The sequence below is a fragment of the Arthrobacter sp. D3-16 genome (genome assembly GCF_054408515.1).
Window position 1 is genome coordinate 2,659,700 of the sequence record NZ_CP096437.1, and the last position, 20,530, is coordinate 2,680,229.

At 66.3% G+C, this 20,530-nt stretch carries 19 protein-coding genes; 3 read left to right on the forward strand and 16 right to left on the reverse strand.

The window, feature by feature from the left end; all coding sequences use genetic code 11:
• The gene (locus M1D32_RS12685) at positions 1–1,158 is read left to right on the forward strand and encodes a DUF4439 domain-containing protein (RefSeq protein ID WP_458779008.1); all 1,158 of its coding nucleotides are present in this window, start codon (positions 1–3) and stop codon (positions 1,156–1,158) included.
• Positions 1,159–1,303: 145 nt separating this feature from the next.
• Entirely contained in the window at positions 1,304–2,347 is a 1,044-nt protein-coding gene (locus tag M1D32_RS12690) for an aminoglycoside phosphotransferase family protein (RefSeq protein WP_458779009.1), read from the forward strand.
• Positions 2,348–2,418: 71 nt separating this feature from the next.
• Here M1D32_RS12690 and M1D32_RS12695 read toward each other — a convergent pair whose 3' ends face one another.
• From M1D32_RS12695 to M1D32_RS12740, 10 genes are all read right to left on the reverse strand, one after another.
• Positions 2,419–3,222 (reverse strand): sulfite exporter TauE/SafE family protein, encoded by an 804-nt coding sequence (locus tag M1D32_RS12695; protein WP_458779010.1) that lies wholly within the window; start codon positions 3,220–3,222, stop codon positions 2,419–2,421.
• 9 nt (positions 3,223–3,231) lie between these two features.
• Positions 3,232–5,043: a proline--tRNA ligase gene (locus M1D32_RS12700; protein ID WP_458779011.1), complete on the reverse strand. Its 1,812-nt coding sequence runs from the start codon at positions 5,041–5,043 to the stop codon at positions 3,232–3,234.
• Between the two features lie 296 nt (positions 5,044–5,339).
• Entirely contained in the window at positions 5,340–6,230 is an 891-nt protein-coding gene (locus tag M1D32_RS12705) for a GNAT family N-acetyltransferase (RefSeq protein WP_458782186.1), read from the reverse strand.
• Positions 6,193–7,359, reverse strand: a complete 1,167-nt coding sequence (gene ispG / locus M1D32_RS12710) for a flavodoxin-dependent (E)-4-hydroxy-3-methylbut-2-enyl-diphosphate synthase (RefSeq protein WP_163164462.1) — start codon at positions 7,357–7,359, stop codon at positions 6,193–6,195. The genes M1D32_RS12705 and ispG overlap by 38 nt, the downstream gene beginning before the upstream one ends.
• A gap of 34 nt (positions 7,360–7,393) precedes the next feature.
• Entirely contained in the window at positions 7,394–7,687 is a 294-nt protein-coding gene (locus tag M1D32_RS12715; protein WP_458779012.1) for a YciI family protein, read from the reverse strand.
• 103 nt (positions 7,688–7,790) lie between these two features.
• Complete coding sequence (locus M1D32_RS12720) at positions 7,791–8,303, reverse strand: hypothetical protein (protein ID WP_458779013.1); 513 nt, start codon at positions 8,301–8,303, stop codon at positions 7,791–7,793.
• Positions 8,300–8,977: a MarR family transcriptional regulator gene (locus M1D32_RS12725; RefSeq protein WP_458779014.1), complete on the reverse strand. Its 678-nt coding sequence runs from the start codon at positions 8,975–8,977 to the stop codon at positions 8,300–8,302. Before M1D32_RS12725 ends, M1D32_RS12720 begins: the two co-directional genes overlap by 4 nt.
• 119 nt (positions 8,978–9,096) lie before the next feature.
• Positions 9,097–10,428 carry a M50 family metallopeptidase gene (locus M1D32_RS12730; protein WP_458779015.1) on the reverse strand — a complete coding sequence of 444 codons (1,332 nt, stop codon included), beginning with the start codon at positions 10,426–10,428 and terminating at the stop codon, positions 9,097–9,099.
• Positions 10,429–10,446: 18 nt separating this feature from the next.
• On the reverse strand, positions 10,447–11,631 hold the full coding sequence (gene dxr, locus M1D32_RS12735; RefSeq protein WP_458779016.1) for a 1-deoxy-D-xylulose-5-phosphate reductoisomerase: 1,185 nt from the start codon (positions 11,629–11,631) through the stop codon (positions 10,447–10,449).
• Between the two features lie 84 nt (positions 11,632–11,715).
• Entirely contained in the window at positions 11,716–12,459 is a 744-nt protein-coding gene (locus M1D32_RS12740) for a TSUP family transporter (RefSeq protein ID WP_458779017.1), read from the reverse strand.
• 50 nt (positions 12,460–12,509) lie between these two features.
• Between M1D32_RS12740 and M1D32_RS12745 the strand changes: the two genes are divergently transcribed.
• Positions 12,510–13,979 (forward strand): lipase maturation factor family protein, encoded by a 1,470-nt coding sequence (locus tag M1D32_RS12745; RefSeq protein ID WP_458779018.1) that lies wholly within the window; start codon positions 12,510–12,512, stop codon positions 13,977–13,979.
• Here the strand turns inward: M1D32_RS12745 and M1D32_RS12750 are convergent.
• Genes M1D32_RS12750 through M1D32_RS12775 form a run of 6 tightly spaced genes read right to left on the reverse strand, consistent with a single transcriptional unit; the run spans position 13,976 to position 20,528 of the window.
• On the reverse strand, positions 13,976–14,815 hold the full coding sequence (locus M1D32_RS12750; protein WP_458779019.1) for an HpcH/HpaI aldolase/citrate lyase family protein: 840 nt from the start codon (positions 14,813–14,815) through the stop codon (positions 13,976–13,978). The two genes, M1D32_RS12745 and M1D32_RS12750, sit on opposite strands and share 4 nt — an antisense overlap.
• A complete protein-coding gene (locus tag M1D32_RS12755) occupies positions 14,812–15,366 on the reverse strand; it encodes a MaoC family dehydratase (RefSeq protein ID WP_458779020.1) in 555 nt (184 codons plus the stop codon). The genes M1D32_RS12750 and M1D32_RS12755 overlap by 4 nt, the downstream gene beginning before the upstream one ends.
• Entirely contained in the window at positions 15,363–16,127 is a 765-nt protein-coding gene (locus tag M1D32_RS12760; protein WP_458779021.1) for a CoA transferase subunit B, read from the reverse strand. Before M1D32_RS12760 ends, M1D32_RS12755 begins: the two co-directional genes overlap by 4 nt.
• A 2-nt stretch (positions 16,128–16,129) precedes the next feature.
• Positions 16,130–16,966: a CoA transferase subunit A gene (locus M1D32_RS12765; protein ID WP_458779022.1), complete on the reverse strand. Its 837-nt coding sequence runs from the start codon at positions 16,964–16,966 to the stop codon at positions 16,130–16,132.
• Between the two features lie 35 nt (positions 16,967–17,001).
• Positions 17,002–18,165, reverse strand: a complete 1,164-nt coding sequence (locus tag M1D32_RS12770) for an acyl-CoA dehydrogenase family protein (protein WP_458779023.1) — start codon at positions 18,163–18,165, stop codon at positions 17,002–17,004.
• A 2-nt stretch (positions 18,166–18,167) separates the two neighbouring features.
• The gene (locus M1D32_RS12775; RefSeq protein ID WP_458779024.1) at positions 18,168–20,528 is read right to left on the reverse strand and encodes an acetyl/propionyl/methylcrotonyl-CoA carboxylase subunit alpha; all 2,361 of its coding nucleotides are present in this window, start codon (positions 20,526–20,528) and stop codon (positions 18,168–18,170) included.
• Positions 20,529–20,530 lie beyond the last annotated feature (2 nt).

The window sequence follows — 20,530 nt, forward strand, 5'->3', positions numbered from 1 at the left end:
GTGAACGACGACAGCCAGGAAAACCCGCCGCGAATGCGCTATTTCCGGTACGCCGTTTTGTCCCTCACGGCCCTCCTTGTCCTAAGCCTGGGATTCGCCCTGATCCCGCCTGAGCCGCCTGCACCCGCGGAACCACCGTTCTCCGAACAGGCGCGCGCAGCAGCGCTGGAACAGACGTTGAGCCTGCGTTCCACCGGGCTGGCCCTTGCCGCCCCCGGAGGGAATGCGGCCCCCGGTGGAACCCCGGCAGCCCCGCTGGATCAGGTTGTGACCTTGCTGACCATCCAAGCCCGGGCGCTGTTGCTTCCTGCCGGCCCCGGTTCCGCTGGGGCTACAGCGCAGGCCACGGCCACGGTGGCGCTTCCTGCCGGCGCCCCGCCCTCCGCTACGCCCCCGCCCTCGAATCCTCCTGCCCGGGCGACTGTGGCTGAGTTCACGGCCGCCCTCGCCGCCAGCGGGCAGCAACGGCTGAAGGACGCAGAAACGGCCGACGGCGGCATGGCACGCCTGCTGGCGGGCACCGGCACCGCGCAGCTTCTGGCAGCCGAACAGCTTGGGGCGCCGCCCGCACCGGCCGGTGCAGGCCCGGTCCCGGAAAACCTGGCGCCGGATGACCAGGCGAAGGATGGGAAGCTGCCCCCCATCGGCGAGGCAACGGCAGGCAGCCCCGGTTCCATTGAGCCACCAGAAACGCCCGCCTGCCCCGGGACCCCGGCGGCCGGCATCAGCATGGGCGCCGCCCTGGCCGCTGCGGCCGAAGCGGAGCTGGAGACGGTGTATGGCTACCAGGCGGCCCTCACCCGCCTTCCCCCGGAAGGGGTGCGCCCGGCGTCGGACTTCCTGGCCCAGCACCGGGAGCTCGCGGACCAGGCCGGTACCTACAGCGTCGCGCACTGCGGGGCACCGTCACCGCAACCGCCCGGGTACGTCCTGGACCAGGGGTTCCTCGACGCTCCTGCCGCCGGACTCGCCCGCCTGGAGGCAGCCACTTTGCCGGCCTATGGAGACATCGTGGCCATCACCGGCGGAACCACGCGGGCCTGGGCCTTGTCGGCACTGCAGGGAGCAGCCCGCCGCGCCCAGCACTGGGGCGCAGAGGCGAACCCGCTGCCGGGCCTCGTCCTGGACGAAACGCAGCTTCCGCAACTGCCTGGGTAAGGCAGCCACAGGTTCCCGCCGTTGCCACCGGGCAGCCCTGCGCGTGAATTCACCTGACCGTCGGCAACCTGTTCGGAGCCACGGGAGTGGCCCAACGGGGTACTTTCGCCACACCGGCCGCTCCCCTGCGCCTAGGCTGGGACTGATGAGCGAGCCAGTTGCAGTACCGATCCCACCTGACCTCACTGCGCGGTACGGCCGCAGCAGCGCGGGGCGGGCGTGGCTCGCGTCCCTGCCGGACCTCATCCAAGGCCGCCTGGAGGACTGGCAGCTGACGCCGGACCTGCTTCCCGGCACCCTGCCCTGGAACGGCCACGGCGGCGTGGTCATACCGGTGAGGCAGCCGGACGGCAACCAGGCAGCCCTCAAAGTCGCCTTCCCGCACGACGAAGCCAGGGTTGAGCGGCACGCCCTGCACCTCTGGCAGGGACGTGGCGCCGTGGCGCTGCTGGCTTCCGACGCCGGAACCTGCTCCATGCTCCTGGAACGGCTCGACGGCGAACGCTCCCTCACCGCTGTCCCGATGGAGGACGCCGTGGTGGTGTGGGCCGGCCTGATGCGGCAATTGAGCCTCCGGCCCGATGACCGGCCGCAGTGGCAGGAGTTCGAACACATCGCCGCCCGTGCTGAGCAGTGGAGTGACGACCTGCCGGCTGACTGGGAACAACTGGGACGCCCGTTCCCCCGCTGGCTGCTGGAGGCAGCCCTTGAGGTGTGCCAGACCCGCGGAGCAGTGGGACGGCGTTCGGCACGCGACGCCCTGGTTCACACGGACCTGCATTTCCTCAATGTCCTGGCCCGCCCGGCTCCGCCACCCCCGGCAGGACCTCCGACGGCGGACGGTTACGCCGCCATCGACCCCCAGCCGATGATCGGCGAGCCGGAGTTCGCCGTGGCTCCGCTGTTGTGGAACCGCATGTCAGACCTTCCCGTGAGCGGGGCTGCAGCCGGACTGCGCCGGCGCTGTTTTGATTTCAGCTCCGCCGCAGGCCTGGACCCTGATGTCGCCCGGCAATGGGCCATTGCCAGGGAGGTCGCAAACGCCTTGGAATATGCGGGGAAGCCCGGCCATCGAGGCGACCTGGCGAGGTCCCTTTGGGTGGCCAGCACGCTGGCCGGCAACACCCTCGACGGACTGCCTGCGGCGCACCGCCTGCCTGAGCCGGGTGAGGCGGTGCGCGCGCGCTGACAGCAGGGGTGATTTCCGACGCCACCCCGCCGCCAGTCCCACACCTGCGCTGCTACGCGTCCCGGCCCGGACTACCCCGGCTGGGCGAAGTTTTCCTGCCAGACGTCGTATCCGAGCTTCAGGATCAGGGCGGCTACCACCACGAGGAAGACCACCCGGACAAACCGGCTCCCCTGCGCCACCGCTGTCCTTGCCCCGAGGTAGCCGCCAGCCATATTGGCCGCACCGAGCAGCAGGCCCAGGCCCCACAGAATGGATCCGTGGGGAAGGAAAAACATCAGGGCACCGGCATTGGTTGCCATGTTCACGATCTTCGCTTTGGCACTGGCCTCCAGGAACGCGTAACCCATCGCCGACACCAGGGCGATCACCAGGAAGGAACCCGTCCCCGGGCCGATCAGGCCATCATAAAAGCCGATGACGGTACCGATCAGGCAGGCCACCACATAATGCTTGTGGCCGTCGTGCCGCAGGGCGGTGATATGGCCTGCACCCGGTTTCAGGGCCGTAAACAGCGCTACCGCCACCAGCGCTGCGACGATGATGGGTTTGAACACGCTGGAAGGCAGTGTGGCGGCCAGGACGGCGCCGCCAAAGCTGCCGGCCAGGGCGATCACGGCCATCGGCAGTGCTGTCCGCAGGTCCGGTCCCACCCGCCGGTAGTAGGTGACGGCGCTGGTTGCGGTTCCGAAGATGGACCCCATCTTGTTGGTCGCCAGCGCCTGGACGGGCGTGATGCCCGGGACCAGCAACAGGGCTGGGAGCTGGATCAGCCCGCCCCCGCCCACCACGGCGTCCACCCAGCCCGCGGCAAAACCAGCCAGCACGATCAAAACCAGCGTCGTCAGCTGGATGGATTCAAGGCCTAAGAGCACCTCGGCGGGTCAGCCGGCACGGACGGCGTTGACCACATAGTCAACTGCCTTGTCTACCGCGACGTTCTCGGCTTCGCCGCTGCGGCGGTCCTTGATCTCCACCACGCCGTCCACCAGGCCGCGGCCAACGGCCAGGATGGTGGGTACGCCCAGCAGTTCAGCGTCACCGAACTTGACCCCTGGCGAGACCTTGGGCCGGTCGTCGAGCAGGACGTCAAGACCCGCTGCTTCCAGGTCTGCCGCAAGCCGCTCAGCGGTGGCGAAGATGTCCTCACCCTTGCCGACGGCCACCACATGGACGTCCGCGGGAGCCACCGTCCGCGGCCACACCAGGCCCTTGGCGTCATTGTTGGATTCGGCCAGCGCTGCAACGGCCCGGGTGACGCCCACGCCGTAGGAACCCATGGTCACCGTAACCTGCTTGCCGTTCTGGTCCAGCACCTTCAGCTCCAGGGCTTCGGCGTACTTCCGGCCAAGCTGGAAGATGTGGCCCATCTCAATTCCGCGTGCAGTTTCCAGCGGGCCGGAGCCATCGGGAGCCGGATCGCCTTCGCGGACTTCGGTGCACTCGATGACACCGTCCCACGTGAAGTCCCGGCCTGCCACCAACCCGAAGACGTGCTTGCCGGCTTCGTTGGCGCCGGTGACCCAGGTGGTGCCGCTGACAACGCGCGGATCAACCAGGTAGAGGAGCTTCGAGGCACTTTCGCTGCCCAGCAGTGGCTCGTCCAGCGTCAGGCCGGGTCCGAGGTACCCCTTGACGATCAGCGGCTGCTTTTTGAGGTCGTCTTCGTTGGCTGGTTCGAGGCCGATCTCGCCTGCGATCGGCAGGAAGGATCCGATGTTGGCTTCGACGCGCTTGAGGTCCACGCCGCGGTCGCCGGGAACGCCGATGACCACAAGCTGGCGTTCCCCGGTGGGCAGGGTAACGGCGAGGACCACGTTCTTGAGCGTATCCGCGGCAGTCCAGTCGCCGCCGTCGGCCTCAGAGCGGGGAGCGAGCTGGTTGGCGGCTGCCACCAGCGTTTCGATGGTGGGGGTGTCCGGTGTGTCGAGGACCTCGGCCGCGGGAGCAGCGGAGAAGTCGATTTCTGCCGGCGCCACCGTCGTGACGGCCTCGACGTTGGCGGCGTAACCTCCGGCTGAACGGACGAACGTGTCCTCCCCGATGTCCGTGGGGTGCAGGAATTCTTCGCTCTTGGAGCCGCCCATGGCACCGGCAGTGGCGGTCACCGGAATGACTTCAAGGCCCAGGCGCTCAAAGATGCGCAGGTAGGCGCCGCGGTGGGCGGCGTAACTGGCGTCCAGGCCGGCGTCGTCAACGTCGAACGAGTATGAGTCCTTCATGATGAACTCGCGTCCGCGCAGGAGGCCGGCGCGGGGGCGGGCTTCGTCGCGGTACTTGTTCTGGATCTGGTAAAGGCTGAGCGGCAGGTCCTTGTAGGAGGAGTAGAGGTCCTTAACCAGCAGCGTGAACATTTCCTCGTGCGTGGGAGCCAGCAGGTAATCCGCGCCCTTGCGGTCCTGGAGGCGGAACAGGCCTTCGCCGTACTCGGTCCAGCGATTGGTGGCCTCGTAGGGCTCGCGCGGCAGGAGGGCCGGGAAATGGACTTCCTGCGCCCCGATGTTCGCCATTTCCTCGCGGATGATGGCTTCGACCTTGCGCAGGACACTGAGCCCAAGCGGCAGCCAGGTGTAAATACCGGGAGCGGCGCGGCGGATGTAACCTGCGCGGACCAGCAGGCGGTGGCTGGCCACCTCGGCGTCGACGGGATCTTCACGCAGGGTGCGCAGGAATAGCTGGGACAGTCTTGTAACCACGGGTGGGTATCCGTTTCTGGGGAGGTGCTGGAGCAACAGCAGGCCGGGCATTTCGTCTGGGTACTAATCTACCGGCTAGCGCAGTAGAGCCACGCCCGGAAGACAAAGCCCCTGGCCCCCCAAAAGGGCTGGTCATTGCATCCGGGCCTGGCTCAACGCCGTTATCGCCTAAGTACTGGTGAGGACTGGTGAGACCGCCCACGCCACTCCAGCGCAGCTAGTTTCGAACCTAAGTGATGACGGCCACAGTTGACAAGTGAATTCATAGAGAAGTCTTACTTAACGACATATGCCGCCTAAAACAGCACTGTAGCGAACGTCCCCACCTGCCGGAAGCCGACCCGCTCGTACGTTGCGCGCGCCCGCAGGTTGAAGCCATTGACGTAGAGGCTGGTGATGGGTGCAATCTTCCTCGCCTGTTCCACGACGGCGGCCATGTACCCGGAACTGAGGCCCTGGCCTCGATAGAGCGGGTTCATCCAGACGCCCTGGATCTGGGTGACCTCGGATGTCACGGCGCCCAGCTCGGCCTTGAACACCACGTCGCCGGCGTTATTCAAGTGTGCCAAAGAGTGGCCTTGGCGGATCAGTCCTTCCACACGCCGGCTATAGAACTCCCGGCCACCCAGGAAGGGGGAATAGCCCACTTCCTCTTCAAACATGGCGGCACAGGCTGGAAGGATGCGGTCAAAGTCAGCAAGGTTTCCCGGTGCGAGCCCGGGATTCGATGGGACCAGCGGCGTGCCCTCGATGGTCATGAGCGGCTGTTCGTCGCGTACTTCGTGCGCCCGGTGGCCCAATTCCACCAACTCCGCGTAGAGCGCCAACACTGCAGGGGCCGGACCGAACGCCGAGGCATAACGCCGCCCGGAGGCGTTGGCCACTTCCGCAACCGCACCGGCCAAAGCAGGATCCAGCTGGACCGGAACCAGATTGGCCCCCGCCCAACACGCACCCACCAGGATGCCGTCATCGAACACGCCGATGACACCGGCCCCGCCACTGGTAGGGGCGGCGGTGCCGGCAGCGCGCAGATGCGCGAGGATGAAGACGTTTGTCACCGGATCCCGCTGCGCAAGCACCCTCAGCGCAGCGGTATCCGTCCCGTCCAGGGTGCGGACGAAGATCCCCGGGGGGTCGGGGACGTCCTTACGAGACGCTAACCACGGGGCTACCCTTGACAGCATCTTCGCCATCGGTCTCCCCCATCTCTTCTGCGATACGCATGGCCTCTTCGATCAGTGTCTCAACAATTTGGCTCTCAGGGACAGTCTTGATGACTTCACCCTTCACAAAGATCTGGCCCTTGCCGTTGCCCGAAGCCACACCAAGATCCGCCTCGCGGGCCTCGCCCGGTCCGTTCACGACGCACCCCATGACCGCCACCCGAAGGGGGATCTCCATTCCTTCCAGGCCTGCGGTGACCTGTTCAGCGAGCGTGTACACGTCCACCTGGGCGCGGCCGCAGGACGGGCAGGAGACGATTTCCAGCTTGCGGGGGCGCAGGTTCAATGACTGGAGAATCTGGTTGCCCACCTTGATTTCCTCTACCGGCGGGGCCGAGAGGGAAACACGGATGGTGTCGCCGATGCCCCTGGAAAGGAGGGCACCGAAGGCGGTGGCGGACTTGATGGTTCCCTGGAAGGCCGGGCCTGCCTCGGTCACGCCGAGGTGCAGCGGCCAGTCACCTTTTTCCGCCAGCATCTCGTAGGCCGCCACCATGATCACGGGGTCGTTGTGCTTGACGGAAATCTTGAAGTCGTGGAAGCCGTGCTCCTCGAACAGCGACGCCTCCCAGACGGCGGACTCCACCAGCGCCTCCGGGGTTGCCTTGCCGTACTTCTTCAGGATGCCGGGCTCCAGCGAACCTGCGTTCACGCCGATGCGGATGGAGGTGCCATGGTCCCGGGCGGCAGCCGCGATTTCCTTGACCTGGTCGTCGAACTTCCGGATATTGCCAGGGTTCACGCGCACTGCGGCGCAGCCGGCTTCGATGGCCGCAAAGACGTATTTGGGCTGGAAGTGGATGTCCGCGATCACCGGGATCTGGGACTTTTTGGCGATAATCGGCAACGCTTCGGCGTCATCCGCGGAGGGGCAGGCGACGCGGACAATGTCGCAGCCGGACGCCGTGAGTTCAGCGATCTGCTGCAGGGTGGCGTTGATGTCCGTAGTGGGCGTGGTGGTCATGGACTGCACGCTGATGGGGAAGTCTGAGCCCACCCCCACGGAACCAACCTTGATCTGGCGGGTCTTGCGGCGGGGGGCGAGGACGGGCGGCGGTGCTGACGGCATTCCCAGGCTGACCGAGGTCACGTGGACTCCTAGAGTTGAAAGGGTGTTAAAGAGGCTACGCGGTGAGGCCGGCGAGCACGCCGATGATGGGTGACCACTCCGTGATCCGCGTCCCGGCGATGACGCCCGCGGCGGCGAACGGATCCTGCTTGAGGATCGAGTTGAGGGCGGCCTCGTCTGCTGTCTTGAAGATCAGGAGCGCTCCGGCGCCGTCACGGTACGGACCGCTGGCAAGGACGGCACCGTCCTGCGCAAGGCCCGCGAGCCATTCGCGGTGCGCTGGCCGGGCCTCGTTGCGGGCTTCGGTGGAATCGGCGGCGTAAACGTACTCAACGGCAAAAACTGTCATACCGCTACCCTATCGCCCTGCCTGCCCATGCACCCATCCGGCCAGCCCCGCCGCTGCACTGCCCGCGGTCCTGCCGGGGGGACAGCGTGCCACCCGCCTGCTCCTAGGACAGGAACAATACTTTGACCACCGCTGCCGTTCCGGCCGCCCACAGCATGGAGGTCAGTGTTCCGATGATGAAGCGTTCAGCTGCCACCGGCGTTTCCTTCAGCTCCGCGAACCTGCCCAGGCCCTTGATCGCAACGATGTAGGCGATGGCTACCGGCTGGCTGGTAAGGATCGCCAGGCACACCCCGAGCCGTTCCAGGACGCCAATGATGGCTCCGCCACGCAGGATGCGCTGGCTGGGAGCCGGCAGGGTTGAAGCGGAAGCGCCCGGCGGCGGCACGTCGGCCGCCGCCGTCAGCTCGCCATCGACGTTCTGGGTTTCGGCGTGCGGCCCGTCAACTGTGACGTCCGCTGAGGGGTCCTCGGCTGCCCGCCTGGCTTCTTCCGCAGCCTTGGCAGCATCTGCTTTCTCGTCGATGGTCCGGGCGAGACGGAACACGAGGGCGGTCACCGGCCAACCGGCGAATCCTGCAACGAGCAGGGCGGCAGTGATCCAAAGCGCGGTCACCGGGCTCCTTCATCGTGGGGACGGACAATCTGGGAGTGTGCGTGGTCCAGGAGCATTGCTGCTGCCGGCCTGGCTGCCCATTCTTCCTGCCAGCCGGACCTAAGGACGGCCCGGCTCACCGATTGCTCCGTAATTCCCAGCTCGTGGGCAACATGCTTCTGGCTGCCATGCCGGGCCCCGCCCTGGGATGCGCGCAACCGGTCCACCACGCGCCACTGTGCCTGGGTGCGTTGCTGCACCACCCTTCCGATGAGGCGAAGCACCGCTTGGGCGTTTGCACTGGATACGGCACCTTCCCGGGCTTGGGGCGGGATGTCCCTGCCACGGCCAATAGTGCCAGATACCACTGACAGCGGAACCTGGCCGGCCGCGCCCTTCGCGAGTTCCACAGCTTTGCGCGCCGCAACAAAGCCGCTCCCGGACCCTTCCCTGGGGCTGTCCCCCGGAGCGAGCTGCACCGTACCGATGCCGATCCCGACGTACCAATTGCCGCTCCGAAGCGCGTGCAGAGCGATATCCACCACCTCTGCGGCATGCCCTACCACGCCCTGGAGCTCGTCGCCGACAGAGCGTTCAAAGGGCGCAGGGGTGAGGTCACGCAACGCGGAGATCAGCTCAGGGACGCGGTCAACGTCGGACGAGCTGCCCCGCTGGTCGATGGTGAGAACGTACATGCCCTAACCCTAGGCAGCTGATCGGAGATAATCAATCACAAATAGCTGACTATTACATATCAGCCACTTGGGGCTGATAACCCTGAATCACCTAGGCCGGGTTCCCGCAGGAGTGCGGGTCAGCCGAAGAGGTTCACCGGTTTAACAATGTCTGCGTAGATGAGGAGCGCGCTCATCCCCATCAGCAGGGCTGCCACCACGTAGGTCACCGGGAGCAGCTTGGCGATGTCGAAGGCTCCGGGGTCCGGCTTGCCGAACAGCTTGGCCAGCTGGCGGCGGGCGCCTTCGTAGAGGGCGCCCGCAACGTGGCCGCCGTCCAGCGGCAACAGCGGGACCAGGTTGAAGACCGCCAGTGCGAAATTCAGCCCGGCAAGGAGGCCAAACAGCGTGGCGATCCGCGATTGGACGGGAATTTCCTCCATCGCGGCCACTTCTCCGGCTACCCGGCCCACACCCACCACGCTGATGGGGCCGTTGGGATCGCGTGGTTCCTCACTGAAGGCGGCTTTCGCCACGCCCACGACGCGCGCGGGCAGGTTGAACACCACTCCTGCCACCTGCCGGATGTTCTCCCCGGCCATGGGCAGGACGGACGACGCCGGCTGGGCCACCAGTTCCGTCTGCGCGCCAATGCCCAGGAAGCCGACGTCCTGGTAGAGGAGGATGCCGGCGTCGTCTGTTGCCTGCCGCCCGTCCGCCCCGATGATGGGGCGGGCCGAGAGCACGGGAGTCACCGTGGTGGATACCGGGGCGCCGCCCCGCTCCACGGTGATGGCCACCTCGCGGCCGGCAGAGGCCCGGATCCATTCCGTCAGCTGGTCCCAGCTGGTCACGGCTTTCCCGTCGAAGGAGGTGACGGTGTCATTGGGTTTGAGGCCGGCTGCGGCGGCGGGCGTGAGCTGGCAGTCGGCTGAATCCGGGTTCACTGTTTCGCCTGCTGCCACCTGGCACTTGGAGACGTCAGAGATGGTGGTGGTGGCCGTGGCCATGCCGAATCCCATCAGCAGGACAGCCGTCAGCACGACGCCCAGGAACATGTTCATGGCGGGTCCGCCCAGCATAACGATGATCTTCTTCCACACCGGAAGCCGGTAGAACACGCGGTTCTCATCGCCGGGGCCCACCTCTTCGTGTGCCATGGACCGTGCCTCCGTAGCAAGGGTCTGGAACATTCCGGTGCTGGAGGGCCGGACGGACCCGTCGTCCTTGTTGGGCGGGTACATCCCGATCATTGATACGTAGCCGCCCAGCGGGATGGCTTTCACGCCGTACTCGGTCTCACCTTTCCGCCGTGACCAGAGGGTGGGCCCGAAGCCGATCATGTACTTGGTGACGCGGACCTTGAAGAGCTTTGCGGGCAGGAGGTGGCCCACTTCGTGAAGCGCGATGGAGGCAGCGATGCCGATTGCCACGAAGACGACACCGAGGACAAAGAGGAGAACGGGGGTCATGGAGGTGCTTGCTGCTTCCTAGAGACTGCTGACTGCTAAACGTTCATTGGCGCGCGCGCGTGCCCAGCTTTCAGCATCCAGTACGGTTTCCACTGTCAGCCCGGAGGAGCCTGGGTGTTCGCTGAGAACGGCGGCGACCGTGTCCACGATGTCCGTGAACCTTATGCGGCCGGCGTGGAAGGCGGTTACGGCCTCCTCGTTGGCGGCGTTGAACACGGCGGGGTACGTGCTGCCCTGCTTGGCGGCATCCTTGGCAAGATCCACGGCAGGGAAAGCCTTCGCGTCCAACGGCTCAAAGGTCCAGGTGGCGGCCTGGGTCCAGTCGCAGGCAGCGGCGGCCTTGGGCACCCTGTCCGGCCAGCCCAGCCCCAGCGCGATGGGCAGGCGCATGTCCGGCGGTGATGCCTGCGCGATGATGGACCCGTCGATGAACTGGACCATGGAGTGCACCACGGACTGGGGATGGACCACGACGTCGATCCGGTCCAGCGGCACGTCGAACAGCAGGTGCGCCTCGATGACTTCCAGTCCCTTGTTCACGAGGGTGGCCGAGTTGGTGGTGACCATAAGGCCCATGTCCCAGGTGGGGTGGGCCAGCGCCTCCTGAGGCGTGACATCGTGGAGTTCCTCGGGGGTCCTGCCGCGGAAAGGCCCGCCCGAGGCGGTGAGGATCAGTTTTTCCACCTCGCCCGCCGACCCCGAACGCAGGCATTGGGCGATGGCCGAGTGCTCAGAGTCCACGGGGACGATCTGGCCTGCCCGTGCTGCCGCCTTCACCAGGGAGCCGCCCACAATGAGGGATTCCTTGTTGGCCAGGGCCAGGGTGGCGCCGGAGTTGAGGGCCGCCAACGTGGGTGCCAGTCCGATCGAACCTGTGATTCCGTTGAGCACCACATCGGCTTCGAGTCCGGCGATCCGGGTTGAGGCGTCCGGTCCGGCGATGATCTCCGGCCGGTAGCCCTGCTTTCCCGCGGCGGCAGCGGCTTCATCGATTAAGGCGGCCAACCGGCGGGGATCGCCGCCGGCGATGCCAACAGCCGCTGCCACGGTGTGCACAGCCTGCCGGGCGAGGAGTTCCAGGTTGCCGCCGCCGGCGCTGAGGGCCACCACCTCGAAAAGGTGCGGGGCGCCGTCGACGACGTCAATTGCCTGGGTGCCGATGGAGCCGGTGGATCCGAGGAGGGCAATCTTGCGTGGCTGCATTGCTTAAGTATCGCGCACCGAACTGCCCCGCTGTCTTCGTTAAGCCTGCGAGGGCTGGGGAATGCCGCTCTAACCCGCCGCCGCTCAGGCCGCTGCCAGTTCTACGAGGCCCTTGGCCAGGGTCGCCACAGCGCCCAGGTAGGCGATGGCGGTAACAATGCGCCGGGCGGAAGCCGGACGCACCCGGCCCGACAAGAGATCTCCGGCCACGATTCCCGTGATCATGGCCCCAAGGATGGCCAGCCACTGCCAGCCCTCCAGGCCGGGAACATGCCCGCCGGACAGCAAGTATTTACTGATGAGGGAGGTAAACCCGGTGGTGATGAAGTATGGCTGAAGCGTGGCGCTGAAGCTTTTCTGCTCCCATCGGCTGGCGATGGCATAGGCCGTGATGGCAGGACCGCCGACTCCAGCAGCGGCGTTCATCAGGCCGCTGGAAAATCCCAGGGACACCATTGGAACGGGGCCGCTGGCGCGCCACGAACTCCTGGTCAACCGCTGGGACGCAAGGAGGGCGATGATGAGGAGGACGCCGATGCCGATCTCAAGTGGGGCTTCCGGCACGTTGCTCGCCAGCCAGGCGCCGGGCAGCACGCCCGCCAGGGCGGCGAGCGCCAACCCAAAGTACTTCCGCCAGGCCACATGCCTCCAGACCCGGAAAAGGATGAGGAGGGATGAGGTGGCACCGCAGAGGTTGATGATCATCACGCCGTCGAAAGGGCCCAGCAGCACCACCAGCACGGGGGAAACCAGGAGGCCGAAGCCAAGGCCTGCGATCCGCTGGGCCAATGCGCCTGCCACAACGGCGATCAGCACCAGTACAAACATCCCTCGATCCTAGTGGCAGCCGCGCCGACGGCGGGCGTAACGTGGACTGCGTGGACTGGCTCTCCTGGTTTGACGCGCCGGAATATGAGTTCGCCCGGCAGGTGCTGCAGCGGGGTGTGGCAGCACTGTATTTCGTTGCGTTCCTGTCCTCCCTGAACCAGTTTCCTGCGTTGCTGGGTGAGCGGGGCCTCCTGCCGGTACCGGAGTATCTTTCCGGCTTCAGCCGTCTGCGCCGGCCCACGCTTTTCCGTTGGCGGTATTCGGACCGCTTGCTGCGGTGGGTGTGCGCAATGGGGCTCCTGGTCTCGGCCCTGCTGGTGGCCGGGATCCCGCAAACGGGGCCGCCCTGGGTGCCCCTCATTGCGTTCCTGTCCCTGTGGCTTCTCTATATGTCCATCGTCAATGTTGGCCAGACGTTTTACGGCTTCGGCTGGGAAATGTTGCTCCTTGAGGCAGGATTCACGGTTGCTTTCCTGGGTTCGGACCAGACCGACCCGCCGCGCACCATCCTGATCCTGATCGTGTGGCTGGTGTTCCGGCTGGAATTCGGCGCGGGAATGATCAAGATCCGCGGCGGCCAGGAGTGGCGTGACCTGACCGCCCTGTACTACCACCACGAAACCCAGCCCATGCCGGGTCCACTGAGCCGGCAGGCGCATCTGCTGCCCAAGCCCCTCCACAAGGTGGAAGTGCTCGGGAACCATTTCGCCCAGCTGGTGGTTCCCTTTTTCCTGTTCGCGCCCCAGCCCGTTGCCAGCGTGGCGGCGGCGATTGTGATCCTGACGCAGCTGTGGCTTGTGGCCAGCGGCAACTTCGCCTGGCTGAACTGGATTGCCATTGTGCTGGCGTTCGCCGCGGTCAGCGACCCGGTGGCTCACGCCGTCCTGCCGGCGATCCCGCTGGACTGGCACGGCGCGGCGGGCGTGGCAAGGGAAACGCCCCTGTGGTGGCTGGTTATCACCCTGGCAGTCACCCTGCTGCTGGTGGTTCTTAGTTACTGGCCGTTGCGCAACCTGTTTTCCCACCGGCAGCTGATGAACGCCAGCTTCAACCGCTGGCAGCTGGTCAACACCTATGGGGCGTTCGGATCAGTCACGAAGAAGCGCATCGAGATTGTGGTGGAAGCGACGCTCGACGACAATCCGGACGACTCCTCCGAGTGGCGGGAGTACGGGTTCAAGGGCAAACCCGGCGACCTTCGCCGGATTCCGCGCCAGTGGGCGCCATATCATCTCCGGCTGGACTGGCTGATGTGGTTCCTGCCGTTGAGGACCGTGCACGAGGAGTGGTTTTACGCCTTCCTCACCAAGCTGCTGGAGGCGGACCGCCGGATTCTGCGGCTCCTCCGGGATGACCCGTTCGACGGCGCCCCGCCACGTTGGGTGCGGGTGCGCAGCTACCACTACCGGTTTGCCACGCGTCAGGAGTTCCGGGAGACCGGGGACCGCTGGGTCCGGACTCTGCTCCACGAGCCGATTCCGCCGGTCTCGCTGCGGCGGTCCAGCGGACGGAAACGCTAGACGTGCTCGCCTGCGCGCCGGATGACGGCCTCGGCGTGCTTAAGGATGGGACCGTCAATCATCTGCCCTTTGTACTGGAAGACGCCCTGCCCAGCCGCCGCCGCGGCCTGCAGCAGCTGTGCTGCCGCCGAGACTTCCGCTTCCGAGGGCGCATAGGCTCCCCGCACTACCGCTGCCTGGCTGGGATGGATGCAGGCCTTGGAGCCGAAGCCTGACGAGACAGCGTCCGCCGCTTCCTCTGCCAGGCCCGTCAGGTCAGGGATGTTGGTATAGACGGCGTCCACGGCTTCCTTGCCGAAGGCACGCGCAGCCAGGAGGACGGAGGACCGGGCGTGGAGCGCAACGGCTCGGTAGGCGCCGTCGTCCTTCCTGCTGGAGGTCCCGCCGAGTGAGGCCAGCAGGTCTTCGGCTCCCCACATCAGGGCCACAACATTGGGGGCGGCAGCAATGGCAGGGGCGTTCAGGACTCCTGCTGCCGTTTCGCACAGTGCGATCACCTGGTAGCCGGCCAGGGCCTCCAGCTGCGCCGCGCTCTCGGCTTTCGCTAGCATCACCGTCTTGTACGGGGTGTGGGCGAGGCAGTGGAGGTCCTTCTCAAATTCGTCCGTCCCGGCGGGGTTGACCCGGATGATGGTCCGGCTGGGATCCAGTTCGGGCACATCCCCGGCGGCCCCCAGTTGCGCGAGAATGGCACCGCGGGCGCGTTGCTTTTCGGCGGGCGCCACCGCGTCCTCGAGGTCCAGGATGACGGCGTCGGCGCGGGTGGCAGCCTTTTGGTACCGCTCCGGCCGGTCGGCAGGGCAAAAAAGCAGGGCCGGGCCCATCACAAAGGTCATACCGGTATTGTCCCTTCTCCCGCGCCCGGCTGCAGGGTGTGCGCCTCACGCGTCCACATCAGGCAGGTGCGCTTCGCGAGCGCCACTACCGTGCCGTCCTGGTTGCGGCCGGTGTGCTCCATAGTCACAATTCCCTGGCCCGGCCGTGAGCTGGAAAGCCGCTTACTGCTGATGGCTGTCTCGGTGTAGAGGGTGTCGCCGTGGTACAGCGGGTGCGGAAAGGAGACGTCGGTCAGACCCAGCTGGGCGATGATGGTGCCCTGGGTGAGCTGGGAAACGGATTGGCCCACCATGGTGGCCAACGTAAACATGGAGTTCACCAGCCGCTGGCCAAAGGGCTGTCCTGAGCTCCAGGCAGCATCGAGGTGCAGGGCCTGGGTGTTCATGGTGAGGGTGGTGAACAGGACGTTGTCCGTTTCGGTGACGGTGCGGCCGGGACGGTGGGCGTACAGCACGCCCTCCTCCAGCTCATCGAAGTACAGTCCGCGCTGCTCGACGACGCGCTGGTTTCCGGTTGTCGAGCCTGTCGAAACCCTGTGGTTCCCGGTCATACAGTCAGTTCCCGGTCTTCCTCGAAAAGCTCCGCGCCGGTTGCGGCTGCCACGTCCTCCACGGAAACGTTGGGAGCCAGCTCCCGCAGCACCAGCCGTGACCCGGTGTCATCCGTAACGACGTCGATGACTGCCAAGTCCGTGATGATGCGGTCCACGCAGCCCTTCCCGGTCAACGGGAGGGAGCACTGCTGGACGATTTTCGGGTTGCCGTTCCGGTCCACGTGTTCCATCATCACAATCACCTTTTTGGCACCGAACACCAGGTCCATCGCACCGCCCATGCCCTTGACCATCTTGCCCGGGATCATCCAGTTGGCCAGGTCACCGTTGGCGGCGACTTCCATGGCGCCCAGGACGGCGACGTCCACATGGCCGCCCCGGATCATCCCGAAGGAAGAAGCAGAGTCGAAGAATGCGGCGCCCTTGTTGACCGTGACAGTTTCCTTGCCCGCGTTGATCAGGTCAGGATCAACAGCATCCTCCGCCGGATAAGGGCCGACGCCGAGGATCCCGTTTTCCGAATGGAGCACCACTTCGACGCCGCCGGGGATGTAGTTGGGAATGAGGGTTGGCATGCCGATTCCCAGGTTGACGTACTGGCCGTTGCTGAGCTCCTGCGCCACGCGGGCGGCGAGCTCATTCCGGGTCCAGCCCTTGGGGCCGGCACCGTCCGCGGGTTCCCCATGCTGCTGGTCTGCGCGGCGGTACTCCGGCCGGACACCTTCGGGGCGGGGGGCGTAGGGGCTGTTGGGATCCATGGCTAGGCTCCTGCCTGCTCGTTGGTGGCGCGCTGCGGGGTGCCCGACTGGCTGGCGCCTGCCTGGTTTGCAGGCTGCCCGGATGCGGCTGCGAGCGCGACCGTCCGTTTCTCGATGCGTTTCTCCGCGTTGGGGGCCAGCACCACCCGCTGGACGAAGATCCCCGGGGTATGGATGTGTTCCGGATCCAGTTCGCCCGGTTCCACGAGTTCCTCCACTTCGGCGATGGTGATCCGTCCGGCCATGGCGCACAGCGGGTTGAAGTTCATCGCGGTGGCATGGAAGACGAGGTTTCCGTGGCGGTCGCCCTTCCACGCGTGGACCAGCCCAAAGTCCGGAGTCAACGCCTCTTCGAGCACATAGTCAACCCCGGCAAAGGAGCGCACCTCCTTCGGGGAGGACGCTACGGCGATGCCGCCCTCGGCGTCGTACTTCTGGGGCAGGCCGCCTTCGGACACCTGGGTTCCGACGCCGGCTTTGGTATAGAAGGCCGGGATGCCGGCGCCCCCTGCCCGGAGTTTCTCGGCCAGGGTTCCCTGCGGTGTGAGTACCACCTCGAGCTCGCCGGCCAGGTACTGGCGGGCGAACTCCTTGTTTTCGCCAACATAAGAGCTGATGGTGCGCCGGATCCGTCCATCGCGCAGCAGGATGCCCAGGCCCCAGTCGTCCACGCCGCAGTTGTTGCTCACAGTTTCCAGGTCCGAAGTGCCGGCCCGGTGCAGGGCGTCAATGAGCGAAACCGGGATGCCGCATAGACCGAAACCGCCCACGGCGAGGGAGGCGCCGTCCGGGATGTCCGCCACTGCTTCTTCGGCGGTGGCAACAACCTTGTCAATCATCGGTGATCCTTTCAGGCCGGCTACTGTCCCAGATACTACAGACCCAGTTCGCGGGCGATCAGCATCAGCTGGACCTCCGTGGTGCCCTCCCCCACTTCAAGGATCTTGGAGTCGCGGTAGTGGCGTGCCACGGTGAACTCGTTGATGAAGCCATAGCCGCCAAACACCTGGGTGGCATCCCGCGCATTGTCCATGGCCGCCTCGCCTGCGACCATCTTAGCGATGGCCGCCTGGGTCTTGAACGGCTTTCCGGCAAGCATCCGGGAGGCTGCATCGTAGTAGGCCAGGCGGGCGGTGTGGGCCCGGGCTTCCATGCGCGCGATCTTGAAGGAGATCGCCTGGTACTTGCCGATCTGGTTGCCGAAGGCGCTGCGTTCCTTGGCGTATTTGACCGAGAGGTCCACACAGCCCTGGGCTGCGCCGGTGGCCAGCGCTGCGATGGCGATGCGGCCCTCGTCCAGAATAGAGAGGAAATTGGCATAGCCGCGGCCCTCCGCTCCCAGCAGGTTTGCTTCCGGGACGCGCACGTCCTTCAGCGTCAGCGGGTGGGTATCCGACGCGTTCCAGCCCACCTTGTTGTAGGGCTTTTCCGCTTTGAAGCCTGGGGTGTCCGTGGGCACCAGGATGGTGGAGATCTCCTTCTGGACGCTGCCGTCCGCGCGTTCCTTCCGGCCGGTGACGGCTGTGACGGTGACCAGGCGGGTGATGTCTGTACCGGAGTTGGTGATGAACTCCTTGTTGCCGTTGATCACCCAGTTCCCGCCCTCACGCCGGGCGTGGGTCTTGGTGCCGCCCGCGTCCGATCCTGCCTCCGGTTCCGTCAGGCCGAAGCCGGCGAGCGCCTCGCCGGCGGCCAGCATGGGCAACCACTCCTGCTTCTGCTCCTCGGTGCCGAAGCGGTAGACCGGCATGGCGCCCAGGGAGACACCCGCCTCCAGGGTGATCGCAACGGACTGGTCCACCCGGCCCAGCTGCTCCAGTGCGAGGGCAAGGGCGAAGTAGTCGCCGCCCATCCCGCCGAACTCCTCGGGGAAGGGCAGGCCGAACAGCCCCATCTCCGCCATCTGCTTCACTACCTCGTACGGGAAGCTGTGCTCCTCGTCGTGCTTGGCCGAGACCGGGGCGACGACGTTGTCCGCGAAGTCCCGGACGGTGTCGCTGAGGTCCTGGTATTCCTCGCTGAGTTCAAAACCTGCCATGTCTAGGCTCCTTTGCCGTGGGGTGAATCGATGCCTGCAGTGTCTGCGTTGCCGTCCGGGCCGCCGCCGCTGTGGGCGGCACGGGGCGGACTGTCGCCGGAAACGTCGGTGGGATGCGGGTGAATGGTGGCCAGGACCTGGCCGACCTTCACCAGGTCTCCCGGCCGGGCGTTGAGGTGGACCGTCCCGTCCAGGGGCGCCGGCAACTGGTGCTCCATCTTCATTGCCTCCACTGAAACCAGCACCTGCCCGGCCATCACGGCATCTCCGTCTTTAACCGGAACGGATACCACCGTTCCCGGCATCGGTGATCGCACTGCCGGATCCGCGGCGCCCTCCTCCCGGTGGATGGCTGCAAGTACCCGCTCAAGCCGCCCTTCCCGGGTCAATACCTCCAGCCGGCAGGACCAGCCCTCATTGCCCAGGAACAGTTCGGCAGGTACCCCAACAGCCGGGGAATCACGCGTCGGGGCCGCCGGCCCGCGGAAGACCGGTGCGATCGCGTACGTCGTGGCCCGGCCATCGAGGGTCAGCACAGCCTCCCGGCGGGACAGGAACTCGAGCCGCGCCGGACGCGAGGGCCCCTTGTCTACGGCCACCAGGAACGCTCCGTGGTAGGCAGTGCCGCCAGGGACAACTTCCTGACCTGCCTTTCCGTCACCGGCCGTTCCGTCAGATGCGGTGCCGCTGATCCGCACTGATGCCACCCCGCCGTCGGGAGTGCCCAGACTGATCCGGCGGGGTGCCGCTGCTCCCAGCCGCCAGCCATTGCGCGCGTGCCAGGGTCCGGGCGGCAGGGGTGTGTTGTTCTGTTCCTCGGCCAAAAGAGTGAAAAGTGCTGCTGCCACAAGTTCGGCCTCGGCGACCCGGCGGAACGCGAGATCCGGAAGTCTGCGTTCTATCAGGCCGGTGTCGAGCCGGCCGGCGCGGACGTCAGGGTCATTGATCAGCAGCCGCAGGTATTCCACGTTGGTGTCCAGCCCCAGCGCCGTGTACGCGGCGAGCGTCCCGTCGAGCGTAGCGAGGGCAGCCGCGCGGTCCTCTCCCCAGGCGATGACCTTGGACATCATGGGGTCGTAGCTGGACGAGAGTTCCAGCCCTTCCACGAGGGACGAGTCCACCCGCACAGTCCCTTGGCCGGCGGATGCCCGCGTCGGTGGAGGCGTACCCGGCACGCCCGGCCGGCCGGGCAGTTCGTCCAGCAGGAGCACTGTTCCTGTGGACGGCAGGAAGTTCTTTTCGGGCACCTCGGCGTAGACCCTCGCCTCCACAGCGTGGCCGTTAAGTTCAACGTCGGCCTGCCGGACGGTGAGCTCCTCCCCGGCGGCGATCCGCACCTGCCATTCGACGAGGTCGATGCCGGTCACCATTTCGGTGACGGGATGCTCCACCTGCAGCCGGGTGTTCATTTCCATGAAGTAGAAATCCTCCGGCGAATCGTCGGAGACAAGGAATTCCACGGTTCCGGCGCCGCTGTAGTTCACGCTGCGGGCGGCGTTGCAGGCAGCCTCGCCGATGCGGGCACGGATGGCACCGCCTTCCGCGAGGGATTCGAGCAGGGGCGATGGTGCCTCTTCGATGACCTTTTGGTGCCGCCGCTGCAGAGAACATTCACGCTCGCCGAGGTGGATGACGTTGCCGTGGTTGTCCGCGAGCACCTGCACCTCGATGTGCCGCGGGGTGGATACCAGGCGTTCCAGGAACAGGGTATCGTCGCCGAACGCGCCCGCCGCCACCCGCCGGGCCGTGGCCAGTGTGGCCTCGAGGTCCTCCGGGCGTTCCACCACATGCATGCCCTTGCCGCCACCACCGGCGGAAGGTTTGATCAGGAGCGGAAAGCCCACGGCGGCGGAAGCCTGTACCAGCTGCCGGTCCGTCATTCCCGGTTGCGCTACCCCGGGCACCACGGGGACGCCGTAACCGGACACGTGGTTCTTGGACCGGATCTTGTCGCCCATCATATTAAGGGCTTCCACCCCCGGGCCGATGAAGGTGATCCCCGCCTGGTCCAGGGCGCGGGCGAAGTCCACGTTTTCGCTCAGGAAGCCATAGCCCGGGTGCACGGCGTCCGCCCCGGTCTTGCGGCATGCCTCAACGATGGCCTCGATCTTAAGGTAGCTATCCGTGGCCGCGGCGGGGCCGATGCGCACTGCTGTGTCTGCTTCACGCACGTGCCGGGCGCCGGCGTCGGCATCACTGTAAACCGCGACGGAACGGATGCCCAGGGCGCGGAGGGTGCGGATGACGCGGCAGGCGATCTCACCGCGGTTGGCCACCAGGACTGTGCTGAACAGGGGCTGGCGCCCTGGGGCTGCTGCGGGAGCAGTCTCCTGCCGGGTGACGGGCGAGAGGGGAAGGGTCATTG